Origin of the sequence: Microbacterium ureisolvens (assembly GCF_015278315.1) — a bacterium.
GTDB lineage: Bacteria > Actinomycetota > Actinomycetes > Actinomycetales > Microbacteriaceae > Microbacterium > Microbacterium ureisolvens.
The window spans coordinates 90,814-105,330 of the sequence record NZ_JADIJE010000007.1 but is presented as its reverse complement, the minus strand read 5'-3'; the positions used below and the strand labels follow the sequence as shown (position 1 = coordinate 105,330).

The following is a 14,517-nucleotide window of genomic DNA, read 5'->3' as shown; positions in this document are numbered from 1 at the left end:
TTGGGTCGGAGTCGTTCGAATCTCCGAGGCGTTTCGTCTCGCTCGTTCCTCGCTCGCTCAACGACCGGAGGTCCGCGCTCGAATTGCCTGATTGCTCGGCCCCTTCGGACTGACGCGCACCTTCGGCCTCGATGGGGGTCGGCACCTCGGCCCGCGGCGGACCAGCGGGCTCCGCCGTGTCGTCGGGATGCGGCATCCGCTTCTCGTCCGAGGTCATGCCGACTCCGCGACCTGGATCTCGGTGACCGGCAGGGTCGAGTCGGCGCCGAACTCGAGCGTCGACGGCGGCCGGCCCGACATGATGAGCTCGGAGGTGAGGGCGGCGATCATGGCCCCGTTGTCGGTGCACAGCGACAGCGGGGGGATGCGCACGGTGACGCCCTCGGCCTCCGCACGCTCGAGCGCGACGTCGCGCAGGCGCCGGTTGGCGATCACGCCGCCGCCGAGGAGCAGGCGGGGCACCCCGTGGTCGCGGCACGCGGCGAGCGCCTTGGTCACGAGCACGTCGACGACGGCCTCGCGGAAGCTGGCGGCGACGTCGGCGACCGGCACGGGCTCCCCCGCGGCCTGGCGCTGCTCGACCCAGCGGGCGACGGCGGTCTTGAGCCCCGAGAACGAGAAGTCGTACCGGTGGCGGGCCATGTCGGACGCGCGCGAGAGGCCCCGCGGGAAGGCGATGGCCTTCGGATCCCCGGCTGCCGCGGCGCGGTCGACCTCAGGCCCTCCGGGGTAGGGCAGCCCGAGCAGGCGGGCGACCTTGTCGAAGGCTTCGCCGGCGGCGTCATCCATCGTCTCGCCGAGCAGCTCGACGTCGGTCGTCAGGTCGCGGACGAGGAGCAGCGACGTGTGCCCGCCACTGACGAGCAGGGCCACCGTCGGGTACTCCAGCGGCGTCGCGTCGGCATCGAGGATGTCGGCGGCGATATGGCCGACGAGGTGGTTGACGGCGTAGAGCGGCTTCTCGAGCGAGACCGACAGCGCCTTGGCCGCGCCCACGCCGACCATGAGCGCCCCGGCGAGGCCGGGTCCGCTCGTCACGGCGACCGCGTCGAGGTCGGCGAGCCCCACGCCGGATTCGGCGAGCGCGGCCTCGATCGACGGCTGCAGCGCCTCGAGGTGCGCGCGCGCCGCGACCTCGGGCACGACGCCTCCGTAGCGGGCGTGCTCGTCCATCGAGCTGGCGATCGTGTTCGACAGCAGCGTGCGGCCGCGCACGATCCCGATACCGGTCTCGTCGCAGCTCGTCTCGATGCCGAGCACCAGCGGTTCGGCCCGGTTCACGTGCACACCCCTCCCGCAGAACTCCACGGATCCGCGCTCGCGGCGGCCGCGGCATCCGTCTCACCGGCCGCCAGTGCCGGATCCCGTGGAGTTTCGCCGGCCTCAGCCCCGTGACGGGCAGCGCGCCAGCCCCGAAGGTCGAGCTTCATCACGACGGCGTCGACGTCGTCGGGCTGGTAGTACCGGGGCTTGCGCCCGATCTCGGCGAAGCCCTCCGAGACGTACAGCGCCTGGGCCACAGGGTTGTCGGCGCGCACCTCGAGGAACACGTCCGTCACCTGACGGCGCGAGGCCTCCGTGAGCAGGGCCCGCAGCAGTGAACGGCCGCGGCCGCGACCCCGAGAAGCCTCGGTGATCGTGATCGTCTGGATGTCGGCATCCCGCGCTCCGGCGACAGCACGCAATCCCGCGTAGCCGAGCAGGCGCCCGGCCTCCTCGTCGACGACGTACCAGCCGTGCGGCGAGGCCAGCTCTTCGCGCATCATCGCCTCGGACCACGCGTCAGTCGGGAACGAGGCGCGCTCGAGCGACATGATGGCGGCGAGGTCGCCGCCGGTGGCCGTGCGGATCGTCACAGGTACACCCGCTTCGGCGCGTGCGGAAGCGTCACATCGGGCGAGCGCAGGTAGAGCGCGTCCGCCGGGCCGATGCGGCGACCGGCGCCGAGGGCGCGGGCCGCGGCGAGCGCGAGCATCGCTGCGGGGATGCGGTCGGCATCGCGCCGGTCGGCTCCGGCGTGGGCGAGCAGCGCGTCGAGGTCATCACGGGGCGTGAGGGCGGGCTCGGTCGCGCGCACCGGCAGTCCGTCATCATCGAGGCCGCGATACAGCGTGTAGGCGAATTCGCGCCGGCGGGCGTCGGTGACCACGGCGAAGGTCTCCTCGGTGTCGTTCTCGTACCCCGCGGCGTAGCCCCAGTCCGCGGTGAGCGCGGTGTGCAGCAGCAGCTCGAGGGCGACGGCGTCGTGGCTGACGACGGGCACGACCGGCACGCCGCGGCCGAGCGCGAAAGTGCGTGCGGCGGCGATCCCGACGCGCAGCCCGGTGAACGGGCCTGGTCCCATGCCGGCGGCGACCTGCGTGATCTCTGACGGGGAGACGGATGCCTCGGCCAGCGCCCGCTCGATCAGCGTGCCGATCACCTCGGCGTGGCCGCGAGGGTCTGCGCTCTCGACCTGCGAGCGGATGACGCCGTCAGGCTCGACGACCGCCACCGCGGAGCCGAGCGACGTGTCGATGCCGAGGATCACCCCTCCAGGGTAGTCGGCGCCTCCGCGACCGAGGCTCGGCGCGGTCTCACCGTCCTCAGTTGAGGGTTGGAGCCGGAATGAGGGCCCGAATCACGTGTTCGCACCGCAGCTCGGCTCAGGTCCTCAATTGAGGACTGGAGCGGATGGACCGATGGCCCGCCCACTGCGCAGCCCGGGTCAGATCCTCAATTGAGGGATGGAACCGAAATGAGGGCCCGAATCCCATGCCCACCCCGCAGCTCGGCTCAGCTCCTCAATTGAGGACGCGAGGACGACTGATGCCGCGACCCGGCGCCCGCTACGGGCGGCGGGTGATCTTCACCAGGCGCGGGGTGTCGGCGTCGAGGTCGGCCTCGTGGCCGATCGTGCCGCACGCGTTGTCGACGCCGCGGCCGTGCCACTCGCGCTCGAGTTCGACGTCCCACCAGTGATCGCGGATGCCGTCGACGAGACCCCGGCCCCACTCGACGATCACGACGGAGCCGTCGAAGTCGATGTCGAGGTCGTCGAGCTCGGCGGCGGAGCCCAGCCGGTAGGCGTCGACGTGGACGAGGGGTGCGCCGCCGTCGAGCGAGGGGTGCGTCCGCGCGAGGACGAACGTCGGGCTCTGGATCGGCCCGCGCACGTTCAGCCCGCGGCCGATGCCGCGCGTGAGGGTGGTCTTGCCCGCGCCGAGCGGACCGGTGAGAACCACCATGTCGCCGGGGCGCAGCATCCGTCCCATCTCCTCGCCGAGCGCCTCCATGGCCTCCGGCGAAGAGATCTCGCGCGTGGCGACGAGGGCGTCGATCCCCTGAGTGCCGGTGGTCGAAGTCGTGCTGTCCACACCCGGTGCAACAACCGGGGCTTCTTCGGCGTTCCCGCTCACTCCGACACCTGCCTCCGCGGCACGCGGGGCCCGACACGCGTGACGATCTCGTAGTTGATCGTGCCCGCGGCATCCGCCCATTCCGTCGCCGACGGCACGCCGAGGGTCGGGTCGCCGAACAGCACCGCCTCATCGCCGACCGCGACCGGGGCGTCCCCTACGTCGACGACGAACTGGTCCATCGCGATGCGCCCGGCCACACGGAAGCGCCGCCCGCCGATCGCGACGGGGGCCGAGCCAGAAGCCTGCCGCGGCACGCCATCGGCATAGCCGAGGGGCACCAGGGCGAGCGTCGTGTCGCGGTCGGTGCGGTAGTCGTAGCCGTACGAGACGCCTTTGCCCGCGGGCACGCGCCGCACCGCGGCGACCGCGCCGTGGAGGGTCATCGCCGGGCGCAGGCCCAGGTCGGCCGAGGTGCGGTCGTCGAAGGGCGAGAGCCCGTAGAGCCCGATGCCGATGCGCACGCACCCGAGGCGGGCCTCGGGCAGGTCGATCGCCGCGTGCGTCGCCGCGAGGTGCCGGAGCGGTGGGGCCAGCCCCAGCGACGCGGCGATGCCGACGCCCTCCTCGAAGGCGCGCAGCGCCGCGCGGTCGTCCTCGTCGGAGGCGTTGGAGAGGTGACTGAAGAGCGCGATGACGCGCACGCGGCCGATGCGCTCGAGCCGCGCCGCCTCGGCGAACACCACGCGGTAATCGGCGGGCGCGATCCCGTTGCGCGACAGTCCCGTCTCGAGTTTCAGGTGCACCCCGACGGGACGATCAGCGGATGCCGCGCCCGCCGCCTTCTGCAGCTGGTCGAGGTTCGAGATGCCGAGCTCGATGCCCAGGGCTGCGGCCTCGCCGAAGTCGACGCCCGGCGCGTGCAGCCACGCGACGATGGGGGCGTCGATGCCGGCGCGGCGGAGCGCCAGCGCCTCGGTGATGTCGGAGACGCCCAGGCGCGTCGCGCCGCCCGCGAGAGCGGCGAGCGCCGAGCGGGCGGCGCCGTGTCCGTACCCGTCGGCCTTGACGACCGCGATGATCTCGGAACCGGTGAGCCGGCGCAGGTGGCGCACGTTGTCTTCGATTGCGCCGACGTCGACGACGGCCTCGCGCAGGACGCCGGCGGGCGGGCGGCTCATACGGCGCCTCCCTCGGCTCGGGGCGCGGCGGCGTCGTCGCGAGACAGGGGGTTCGCGTCGAGACCGGGGGCGCCGCCCTCGGTTTGAGCGAGGGTGCTCTGGTTGGCCGTGCCGGGCGAAACGGCCTCCAGGACCACGTAGGCCGTGGCGAGTCCCGCGTCGTGTGACAGCGACAGGTGCAGGGCGGTGATCCCGCGCTGGGCAACGACGTCGGCGGTGGAGCCGCACAGCGAGAAGACCGGACGACCGGATGCCTCGGACGCGATCTCGATCTCGGTCCAGTGCACCCCGTCCGAGCCGCCGAGGGCCTTGATGAGCGCCTCCTTCGCCGCGTAGCGGGCGGCGAGCGAGTGCGGCTTGAGCTGCCGCTCGGCGTCCGAGAACAGCCGCTCGAGCAGACGTGGCGTGCGCTCGATCGTCCGCTCGAACCGCGGGATGTCGACGAGGTCGACGCCGATGCCGACGATCATGTGGTCCTCCTGGGTGCCGCGGCCGCGGCATCCGTCAGACTATCGCGGCCGTCCCGCCGGATCGCGCGCCTCACCTCCCGTCCGCGATGCCACGCGCGCCGCCCACCCCGTCTCAGTCGAGATCGCAGTTCCTCGGCGAGCAACCCCGCGATGGGCGCCGATGACTCGGTGTTTCGCCGAGAAACCGCGATGTCGACGAGGGACGCGGGAGTGCAGAACCGGCCGGAGTTCGGGCGGGGATGCTGCTACTCGACGGTGACAGACTTCGCGAGGTTGCGCGGCTGGTCGACGTCGAGGCCCTTGGCAGTCGCGAGCCCCATAGCGAAGATGTGGAGCGGCACGACGGCCAGGAGCGGCTCGAAGAACGGCCCGGCGAGCGGGATGCGCAGCACCTCGTCGGACTTGGGCAGCACCGCGGCGTCGCCCTCCTCGGCGATCGCGATGACGCGGGCGCCGCGGGCGCGGATCTCCTCGATGCTCGAGATCACCTTCTTGTGCATCTCGGCGGACTCGCGCGGCGACGGCACGACCACGAACACCGGCTGACCGGGCTCGATCAGCGCGATCGGCCCGTGCTTGAGCTCGCCGGCGGCGAAGCCCTCGGCGTGGATGTACGCGAGCTCCTTGAGCTTGAGCGCACCCTCGAGCGCGATCGGGTAGCCGACGTGGCGACCGAGGAAGAGCACCGAACGCGTGTCGGCCATCCAGCCGGCGAACTGCTCGATGCGCGGCTGCTCGCGCTCGAGGATCTGCGAGATCTTCGCGGGGATCGCCTCGAGCTCGCGCACGTGGTCGGCGGCGGCCGACGCGTCGATCGCGCCGCGGACGCGGCCGATGTGCAGCCCCATCAGGTACAGCGCGGTGATCTGTGCGACGAACGCCTTCGTCGAGGCGACGGCGACCTCGGGGCCGGCGTGCGTGTAGACGATGGCGTCCGACTCGCGCGGGATCGTGGCGCCCTGCGTGTTGCAGACCGACAGCGTCTTCGCCCCGTGCTCGCGCGCGTACTTGACGGCCATGAGCGTGTCCATGGTCTCGCCCGACTGGCTGATCGAGACGACGAGCGTGTCGGGCCCGATCACCGGGTCGCGGTAGCGGAACTCGTGGGCGAGCTCGACGTCGACCGGGATGCGGGTCCACTGCTCGATCGCGTACTTGCCGACCTGGCCGGCGTACGCGGCGGTGCCGCAGGCGATCACGATGATGCGCGAGACGTCCTGGAAGAGCTCGTCGAGCCCGTCGAGCTCGGGGATCACGACCTCGCCGTCACGGACGCGTCCGCGCAGCGTGTTGGCGACCGCCTCCGGCTCTTCGGAGACCTCCTTGGCCATGAACGACGACCATCCGCCCTTCTCGGCGGCCGCGGCATCCCACGTCACCTCGAACGGCTCGACATCGACCGGGTTGCCGTCGAAGTCGGTGACCGTCACAGCCTCGGGCGTGATCGCGACGATCTGGTCCTGCCCGATCGCGAGCGCGTTACGGGTGTGCTCGACGAACGCCGCCACGTCCGAGCCGAGGAAGTTCTCTCCCTCGCCCAGCCCGATCACGAGCGGCGAGTTGCGGCGGGCCCCCACGACGAGCCCGGGCTGGTCCTCGTGCAGCGCGAGGAGAGTGAACGCGCCCTCGAGCCGCGACACGACGGCGCGGAAAGCGGTGACGAGGTCGCCGGTGCGGCGGTACTCGCGGCCGAGCAGGACGGCCGCGACCTCGGTATCGGTCTCGCTGCGGAAGGTGTAGCCGTCGGAGACGAGCTCGGACTTCAGCTCGAAGAAGTTCTCGATGATGCCGTTGTGGATGACGGCGAGCTTGTCGTCGTCGGCGAGATGCGGGTGGGCGTTGCCGTCGGTCGGGCCGCCGTGCGTGGCCCAGCGGGTGTGGCCGATGCCGGTGGTGCCGTCGGCGAGCGGGTGCGCCGCCAGGTCGTCGCGCAGCACCTTCAGCTTGCCGGCGCGCTTGCGCATGCCGAGGCCCCCGTCGCCGTCGATCACGGCGATGCCGGCGGAGTCGTAGCCGCGGTACTCGAGCCGCGAGAGCCCGGAGATGAGAACGGCCTGGCTCTGCCGAGGGCCCACGTATCCGACGATTCCGCACATGCGCCTAATGGTAGGCGCGCGGTTTCGCAAGGATCCCTTACGAATCGAGAACCTCAGATGAGGAAGGTGACGGATGCCGCCGCCTCGGTCCTGCGCCGCGCTCGGGGCGTTTCGTCTCGCTCATGCCTCGCTCGCTCAACGACCGGGAACCGGAAGAGGCCCGGTCGTTGAGCGAGCGAAGCGAGACGAGACGGCGCGAACGCCGGGCTCAGAGCTTGCGCAGGAGCACCGTCTCGACCGTGTGGTCGGCCGCCTTCTGCAGCACGAGGTTCGCGCGGTGGCGGGTGGGGAGCACGTTCTCCTCGAGATTCGGGAGGTTGATCGAGTTCCAGAATCCGAGCGCGCGCTCCACCGCCTCGTCGTCCGAGAGCTGTGCGAAGACGTTGAAGAACGAGTTCGGGTTGCTGAAGGCCGCCCGGCGCAGGGCGAGGAAGCGATCGACGTACCACTGGGCGATGTGCGAGGCATCCGCGTCCACGTAGATCGAGAAGTCGAACAGCTCGCTGACGGCGACGTCGTTCGGGGTGGGCGGCGGCTGGAGCACGTTGAGGCCCTCGACGATCACGATGTCGGGGCGCCGCACGGTGATGACCGCATCGGGCACGATGTCGTACCGCATGTGGGAGTAGAAGGGCGCCCGCACCTCGGGTGCGCCGCTCTTCACCTCGGTGAGGAACGACACGAGCGAGCGGCGGTCGTACGACTCGGGGAAGCCCTTGCGCTCCATGAGTCCGCGGCGCTCGAGCTCGGCGTTCGGGTACAGGAAGCCGTCCGTCGTGACGAGCTCGACGCGGGGGGTGCCCGGCCAGCGCGAGGTCAGCTCGCGCAGCAGGCGTGCGATCGTGGACTTGCCGACGGCCACCGACCCGGCGACCCCGATGATGAACGGGGTGGTCGAGTCGTTCTCGCCGAGGAACGCCGACTCCTCGGCACCCAGGCGCTTGGTCGACTCGGCGTACAGCGACAGCAGGCGCGACAGCGGCACGTACACCTGCTCGACCTCGGCCATGTCGAGCCGGTCGCCGAGTCCTCGGATCTGGACGATCTCGGTCTCGCTGAGCGGCTGCGTCATCCCGGCAGCCAGGCGCGCCCAGTCGGCGCGGTCGATCTCGCGGTACAGCGAGAGGGCTGGGGTGACCATGGTGGCGTCATCGGCGGACATCGCGCCCCATCGTAACCGCTGACGCGAGGACGACGGATGCCGCGACCCGGCCACCGAAACCGGCGCACTCAGCGCGCACCTGGTCGACCCCGGCCACCCAGCCGGGTCGCGGCAACCGAACAAGTGCCCGGCCCGCACCGCCCTGTTCCGCCGCTGCCACCCGCTACCCTGAGTCCGTGCGCCTGGGAGTCCTCGACATCGGCTCGAACACCGTCCACCTGCTCGTCGCCGACGTCCGACCGGGCGGGAGGCCGCTGGCCACGACGAGCCAGCGCACGGTGCTGCGGCTCATGCGCTATCTCGCGCCCGACGGCTCGATCACCGAGGAGGGCGTCACCGCCCTCGTCTCGGCCGTGACCGAGGCGCGCGAGGTCGCCGCGTCCGAGAACGTCGACGAGCTGCTCGCGACAGCGACCTCCGCGGTGCGGGAGGCGAAGAACGGCCCCGAGGTCATCGCTCTCATCGAGGAGGCCCTCGGCCAGCCGCTGCAGGTGCTCGGCGGCGAGACCGAAGCGCGGTACACCTTCCTCGCCGTGCGCCGCTGGTTCGGCTGGGCTGCCGGCCAGATCCTGCTCTTCGACATCGGCGGCGGCTCGCTCGAGCTCGCGGCCGGAGCCGACGAGCTGCCCGAGGCCGCGGCATCCGTCCCCCTCGGCGCAGGGCGCATGACGGTGCAGTTCCTTCCCGACGACCCCCCGGGCGAGGCCGCCGTCGAGAAGCTCCGCGACCACGCACGCAAGACGCTCGCACCGGTCGCCAAGTCCTTCCGCAAGCTCGATCGCCCCGACCACGTCGTCGGGTCGTCGAAGGCGATCCGCTCGCTCGCGAAGCTCGTCGGCTATCCGGCACCCGGATGGTCGGGAAGCGAGCGGATGCTGCTGCCCCGTGCTTCGCTCAGCTCGTGGATTCCGCGGCTCGCGCGGATCCCGGCATCCGCCCGACAGGAGCTTCCCGGCATCACGCCGGACCGGACGTTCCAGATCGTCGCCGGCGCGGTCGTGCTGCACGAGGCCATGCGGGCGCTCGACGTCGACGAGCTCGAGGTGTCGCCTTGGGCCCTGCGCGAAGGCGTGCTGCTGCGCTACATCGAGGAGCTCGGCTGGTAGCGCCCGGCTCACGGAGTCGGCGACGCCCCGCACCGAGCGAGGGCGCCCGAGTCCGGATCGGGCACCGGCACCCTCGCATCGAGAGGCGTCAGTCGCTCAGCACGATCTGATCGACCATCAGGTGACCCCAGGCGCCGGTCGCGTCGTCGAGGATCTGGAACTGAGCGGTGCGCCCGGCGAACTCGCGGACATCCCACTCGACCCGGCGGAGGTCCGGCGAATCGTCTCCGGTCGACGTGCGCACCGGCTGACCGTCGACCAGCAGCTGCACGGAGGTGGCCGGCTCGACGCCGAGGGGATGGTCTCCGCCGCCGACGAGGAAGTGCACGAAGTTGCGATCGACCGTGAACGACGGCGACGTGATCGTGCCAGTGGCCGCATCGCCGCCCCCTGCGAACGTGTCGGCGACGCGCGAGCCCACCTGGCTGCGCAGCTGCGCGGTAGTCGGCGTCGCGCCCGCGAAGTCGCCGGTGGCCGTCCACCCGCTCCCCCAGGTCGCGCCCTCGAAATCGCCGAGAAGCCTCGCCGGCCGCTGCGCAACGCTCCCGAACTCGGTGACGGTGAGGTCGTGGAAGGTCGCCGGCCCGCCGGTGGAGTAGAGGGCGAGGCCGTCGTCTCCGGGCGGGGCGAACACCTGGCTGGAGTGCACGTGGCGGCCGTCGTCGACGAAAACCTCGACGGTCGTCCGATCGACGAGGATGCGCAGCCGCACCGTGCCCGTGGTTCCGTCGAACGGCGTCCGGCTCTCGGTCTTCCAGGTCCCGGCCGGACGGCCCGTCTGCCCGCGATTGAGGTAGGCGTAGGTCTCGGTCACACCGACGTCGGCGTGACGGGTCCCGTCGGCCGATCGCCGCAGCTGCACGCCGATGTTGTTGGCGGTCTCCCACGAGACCTCGGCTTCGAGCTGGTACGCGTCGCCGCGATAGCCCAGCTGCAGGAATCCGTCCACCGTGACGTCGCCGAGCGGCGTGATCCGGGTCGCGATGTCGGCGAGGGCCGCCACCGGCTGCGACACGAGATGGAAGGACGAGCCGTCACGTGCGAGGCGGATCTCGCGCGTGATCGAGTCGGTGCCGTTGAAGCCGTCCGCGCTCCAGGTCGGCGTGGAATGCGCGTAGTCCCAGTTGTTCATCCAGCCGACGGCATAGCGGCGGTCCAGCGGCGCGACCGGGTCCTCCCACGTGACCGCGCCGTACCAGTCGAAGCCGTGGTCGAGCCACTGCGGGGCGGTCCGGTCGAACGCGAACGACGTGCCGTCGAAGCTTCCCGTCCAGTACGCGAAGGTCGCCGGCTCGTTCGTGGCGTACCCGTTCGCGCTCACTCCGAAGACCCACTTCACGGTGCCGTCGTCGGCGCGGATGCGGAACAGATCGGGGCACTCGATCGTGCCGATCCCGGGATTCACGTACTCCCAGGTGCGCGTCCAGGCCTTGAGGTCGGGTGAGGTGTAGAAGCTCACGCGGTCGCGTTCGGCGATGAGCGCGACCCATCGGCTCCGCTCGGCATCCCACACCACCTTCGGGTCGCGGAAGTCCGCGCGCCCCCCGTTCGCGATCACCGGCTGCGCGCCGTACGGCCGGAAGTTGCGCCCGCCGTCGGTCGAGTACCAGAGGAACTGTGCCTGCGGCCCGGAGGCGTTCGCCTGCTGTGCGAGCGTGGGATGGTCCATCTGGGTCACGAGCATCACCACCGCCCCGGCGCCGAAGCCGGCGGTGTTCGCGTGGTCGACCACGGCCGACCCCGACCACAGGTCGTAGTTGGCGTTCGTCTTCTTGGGGGCGGCGACCCCCTGGTCGGCGAACACGACCCCGTCGTACGAGGTGGCAAGCCGCCAGGCCGTGCCGAAGTTCGCCGTGGGGTCGGCGTCGTAGTCGCTGTTGTACAGGTAGTAGTAGTGGAACTTCCCGTCCACGAAGACCGGCCGCTGCGGGTCGTTCTTCCAGTGGTCGGGCACCGTGAAGTGGTACTGCGCGCGGTATTCGTCGGGCTCCGCCGCGGCGGCGGCAGGCACCCCCGAACCGCTCGTGAGGCCGCCCGCCACAGTGGCGCCGATCACCGCGATCGCGGTGAGAGCGCCGGCGACGCGGCGCGCCGATCGTCCTTGCGAAGCTGACTCCATCGTCATCCCTTCTCGTGCGGACACGGTGATCCGCCGCCACGCTAGACCGCGGCGGAAGCCGGCCGGTGCCCGTCCGCGAAGCCCCGGCCGGATGCGCGTCAGGCGATCGGCAGGTGGGCGGCTTCCCGGCGCACCAGCTTCCCGTCCTTCCACTGAACCGGCATGGGGTCGCTGACGCCGCCGACGAAGGCCCCGTCGTCGCCCGCGTTGCGGAACGCGAAGAGCAGCCACTGCCCGTCGGACCGGCGTCGCAGCAGGCGACCGACGTAGAGGCGGTCGTCGGTGACCGGATAAGCGGCGTCCACATCGAACGGCCCGAGCACACTCTCGGCGGGAACCGCCCACGTTCCCCCTCCGCCGCGTCGGGCCTCGGTGGCGTGCTCGCCCAGGCACGAGAAGATCAGCACCGGTCGGCCGTCGACCACCTCGACCTGCAGCACCTCGAGCTGCCCGAACCCGTCCTCGGTCGGGAGGCTCAGCGGCTCCCGCAGTTCCCACGCCCGCAGGTCGGACGACCAGGCGTGGCCGACCACGCCGCGCCCGTCGACGGGACCCTCGGGTGTGCGGGCAGTGATGAGCATGTGCCACCCCTTCCCGCCGGGATCGGCGAAGACCCAGGGGTCGCGGAACGCCTCGTCGTGCCAGGCGCCGCTGTCGAGCTTCTCGTACCACGGCGCCCTGGCCTCGAGCACCGGCCCGGGGGCCTTGGTCCACACGTCAAGGTCGGGAGAGGTCGCGTAGCCGATGCGCTGGATGTTCCTGCCGTCGGGTGCGAGCGACGCGCCGGTGTAGAACATGAACCACGTGCCGTCCGGATGCCGCACCACCGAGCCTGTCCACGTCGCCAGATCGTCGAACGCCGGGGCGTCGCTGCGCACCAGCGCATCGGCCACCTGCGTCCACTCGACGAGGTCGGTCGACACGGCGTGCCCGATCGAGGCGCGATGGTGCCGCGCGTCGGGGTTGTGCAGCGCACGCGAGGCGTAGAGGAAGAAGAGGTGGTAGCGCTCGCCGTCGTCGGCGAACCAGTAGTCCCATACCCAGGAGCCGGGGAGATCGAACACGTGAGGGAGATCCTTCGGAGTCGGCGCGGAGACCGCGCGATCGGGTCGGCCGATGCGGCCGGAGATGTCGGGGAAGAGGCGCTCAGCGGGCGGACGCGGCGAGCTGATCCCGTCGCGGCGGGTCGGCGCCGGGACGCGAGACGGTGATGGCCGCCGCGGCCGCGCAGCGACGAAGCAGCGCTTCGAGTTCATCGAGAGGGATGCCGCCGACCACGGTGGTCGCGGCGCTCGGGGGCACGACGCGTCCGACGATGCCGTCGATGAGGGCGCCCATGAAGGTGTCGCCCGCGCCGACGGTGTCGACCACCCCGGTGACCCTCGCGGGCACGGTGACCGCGCCTTCGGCCGTCACCCCCAGCGCGCCGTGCGCACCGAGCGTGACGACGACGAGCGCCGGTCCTCGCGCCACCCACTCGCGCGCCACCTCGGCCACGTCGCGCCCCGGGTGCAGCCAGCGCAGGTCCTCGTCGCTCGCCTTGACCACGTCGGCGAGCCCGATCAGTGCGAGCACCCGCGCGCGCACCTGCGCCGGATCGTCGACGAGGGACGGGCGGATGTTGGGGTCGTACGTGACGGTGACGGTGGCCGACGCATCGCGCACGAGCGCGGCCACGTGATCGGCGCCGGGTTCGAGCACCGCCGCGACGGAGCCGACGTGCACGAGGTCGGCCATCCGCAGCTCGTCCGCGAGCGCCGCGGGATCCGGGCCCAGCTCCCACTCCAGGTCGAACTCGTAGGCGGCACCGCCGTCTGCGCCCACGTGCGCGGTGGCGGTGGCGGTCCGTGGTGCGGTGACCGCGACGACCGAGACCTCGGACTCCGCGAGCCACGCCCGGATGCGGCATCCGTGATCATCGTCGCCCAGTCTCGTGACGAGGGTCGGATGCCGATCCAGGCGTCCGAGGGCGAGCGCCGTGTTGGCGGGACTTCCTCCCGGCGTCTCTTCGATGACGCCGCCGGGGCGGTGGACGATGTCGACGAGCGCCTCGCCGATCACCACGATCCGCGGGTCGCGGCCGCTCATCCCTTCACTCCGCTCGCGGCGATGCTGCTGACGAATGCCCGCTGGAAGATCAGGAACACGATCAGCACCGGGATGGTGATGAGAGAGGTGTACGCCATCACCTCACCCCACGCGGTGTTGAGCTGGAAGAAGTACTGCATGCCGACCATCACCGGGCGCAGCTCCTCCTTCTGGACCACCATGAGAGGCCAGAGGTACTGGTTCCACGCCGGCAGGAAGGTGAGGATCGCGACCGTCGCGAACGCCGGGCCCGACAGCGGCACGAGGATGCGCCGGTAGATCGTGAACCAGCTCGCGCCGTCGATGCGCGCGGCCTCGTCGAGCGACTTCGGGATGGTCGAGAAGTACTGCGTGAAGAGGAAGATCGAGAACGCGTTCGCGATGAACGGCACGATCTGCACCTCATACGTGTTCAGCCAGCCGAAGTCGTACTTCGGCACGCCGCCCTCGAACACGATCGTCGGCAGCTGTGCGACCCAGTAGACCATCGGCACGGCGATGGTCTCGAACGGGACGATGAGCGTCGCGATCACGAGCGCGAGCACGACGATGCGTCCCTTCCACTCCAGACGCGACAGCGCGAAGCCCGCCATCGAGTTCACGACGAGACCCAGCCCGACGGTGAGAACGGTCACGAGCACCGAGTTGAACAGGAACTGCGCGACGGGCACCCGGTCGAAGACGCCGAAGTAGTTGTCGAGACTGATGTCGCCGACGGGAAGGAAGGCCTGGACGGAGTCGATGTCCTGCAGGATCTGGCTGTCAGGCTTGAGGCTCGAGACGAACATGAACACGAGCGGGAAGAGGAAGACGATCCCGAACAGCGAGAGCGCGATGTAGAGGAAGATCCTTCCGCGGATGCGCTGCGACTTCTCGCTGCGGACCGGGGCCACGCGGGGCGCGCGCGACGGACGGCGCGTCTCGGTCGCGGTGGTGAGCGTTCTGGTCGCGGACACG

General features: G+C 71.1%; 12 protein-coding genes and 1 pseudogene. 1 reads left to right on the top strand and 12 read right to left on the bottom strand.

The features are described from left to right. Positions 1 to 213: 213 nt before the first annotated feature. From tsaD to coaA, 8 genes and pseudogenes are all read right to left on the bottom strand, one after another. Positions 214 to 1,281 (bottom strand): tRNA (adenosine(37)-N6)-threonylcarbamoyltransferase complex transferase subunit TsaD, encoded by a 1,068-nt coding sequence (gene tsaD, locus IM767_RS12260; RefSeq protein WP_109210572.1) that lies wholly within the window; start codon positions 1,279 to 1,281, stop codon positions 214 to 216. Continuing rightward, complete coding sequence (gene rimI, locus IM767_RS12255; protein WP_109210417.1) at positions 1,278 to 1,856, bottom strand: ribosomal protein S18-alanine N-acetyltransferase; 579 nt, start codon at positions 1,854 to 1,856, stop codon at positions 1,278 to 1,280. Before rimI ends, tsaD begins: the two co-directional genes overlap by 4 nt. Continuing rightward, positions 1,853 to 2,530, bottom strand: a complete 678-nt coding sequence (tsaB, locus tag IM767_RS12250; RefSeq protein WP_109210418.1) for a tRNA (adenosine(37)-N6)-threonylcarbamoyltransferase complex dimerization subunit type 1 TsaB — start codon at positions 2,528 to 2,530, stop codon at positions 1,853 to 1,855. The genes rimI and tsaB overlap by 4 nt, the downstream gene beginning before the upstream one ends. A 298-nt stretch (positions 2,531 to 2,828) precedes the next feature. Then, the gene (tsaE, locus tag IM767_RS12245) at positions 2,829 to 3,275 is read right to left on the bottom strand and encodes a tRNA (adenosine(37)-N6)-threonylcarbamoyltransferase complex ATPase subunit type 1 TsaE (RefSeq protein ID WP_109210573.1); all 447 of its coding nucleotides are present in this window, start codon (positions 3,273 to 3,275) and stop codon (positions 2,829 to 2,831) included. A gap of 119 nt (positions 3,276 to 3,394) precedes the next feature. Further along, the gene (gene alr, locus IM767_RS12240; RefSeq protein WP_109210419.1) at positions 3,395 to 4,519 is read right to left on the bottom strand and encodes an alanine racemase; all 1,125 of its coding nucleotides are present in this window, start codon (positions 4,517 to 4,519) and stop codon (positions 3,395 to 3,397) included. Positions 4,520 to 4,641: 122 nt separating this feature from the next. Beyond that, positions 4,642 to 4,989 (bottom strand): annotated as a pseudogene (locus IM767_RS12235) (holo-ACP synthase); the annotation flags it as partial. A gap of 245 nt (positions 4,990 to 5,234) precedes the next feature. After that, positions 5,235 to 7,085 (bottom strand): glutamine--fructose-6-phosphate transaminase (isomerizing), encoded by a 1,851-nt coding sequence (glmS, locus tag IM767_RS12230; protein WP_109210421.1) that lies wholly within the window; start codon positions 7,083 to 7,085, stop codon positions 5,235 to 5,237. A 208-nt stretch (positions 7,086 to 7,293) separates the two neighbouring features. Then, a complete protein-coding gene (gene coaA / locus IM767_RS12225) occupies positions 7,294 to 8,247 on the bottom strand; it encodes a type I pantothenate kinase (protein WP_109210422.1) in 954 nt (317 codons plus the stop codon). 176 nt (positions 8,248 to 8,423) lie between these two features. Here coaA and IM767_RS12220 point away from each other — a divergent pair, with 176 nt between their 5' ends. Next, complete coding sequence (locus IM767_RS12220) at positions 8,424 to 9,353, top strand: Ppx/GppA phosphatase family protein (RefSeq protein WP_109210423.1); 930 nt, start codon at positions 8,424 to 8,426, stop codon at positions 9,351 to 9,353. A gap of 88 nt (positions 9,354 to 9,441) precedes the next feature. On the opposite strand, the gene IM767_RS12215 is transcribed toward IM767_RS12220, so the two are convergent. The 4 genes from IM767_RS12215 to IM767_RS12200 all read right to left on the bottom strand — a co-directional run bounded on the left by IM767_RS12215 (position 9,442) and on the right by IM767_RS12200 (position 14,516). Next, complete coding sequence (locus IM767_RS12215) at positions 9,442 to 11,472, bottom strand: glycoside hydrolase family 32 protein (protein ID WP_109210574.1); 2,031 nt, start codon at positions 11,470 to 11,472, stop codon at positions 9,442 to 9,444. A gap of 98 nt (positions 11,473 to 11,570) precedes the next feature. Further along, positions 11,571 to 12,536 carry a glycoside hydrolase family protein gene (locus tag IM767_RS12210; RefSeq protein WP_109210424.1) on the bottom strand — a complete coding sequence of 322 codons (966 nt, stop codon included), beginning with the start codon at positions 12,534 to 12,536 and terminating at the stop codon, positions 11,571 to 11,573. Between the two features lie 82 nt (positions 12,537 to 12,618). Beyond that, entirely contained in the window at positions 12,619 to 13,560 is a 942-nt protein-coding gene (locus IM767_RS12205; protein WP_109210425.1) for a carbohydrate kinase family protein, read from the bottom strand. Continuing rightward, complete coding sequence (locus tag IM767_RS12200) at positions 13,557 to 14,516, bottom strand: carbohydrate ABC transporter permease (protein WP_109210426.1); 960 nt, start codon at positions 14,514 to 14,516, stop codon at positions 13,557 to 13,559. The genes IM767_RS12205 and IM767_RS12200 overlap by 4 nt, the downstream gene beginning before the upstream one ends. Position 14,517 lies beyond the last annotated feature (1 nt).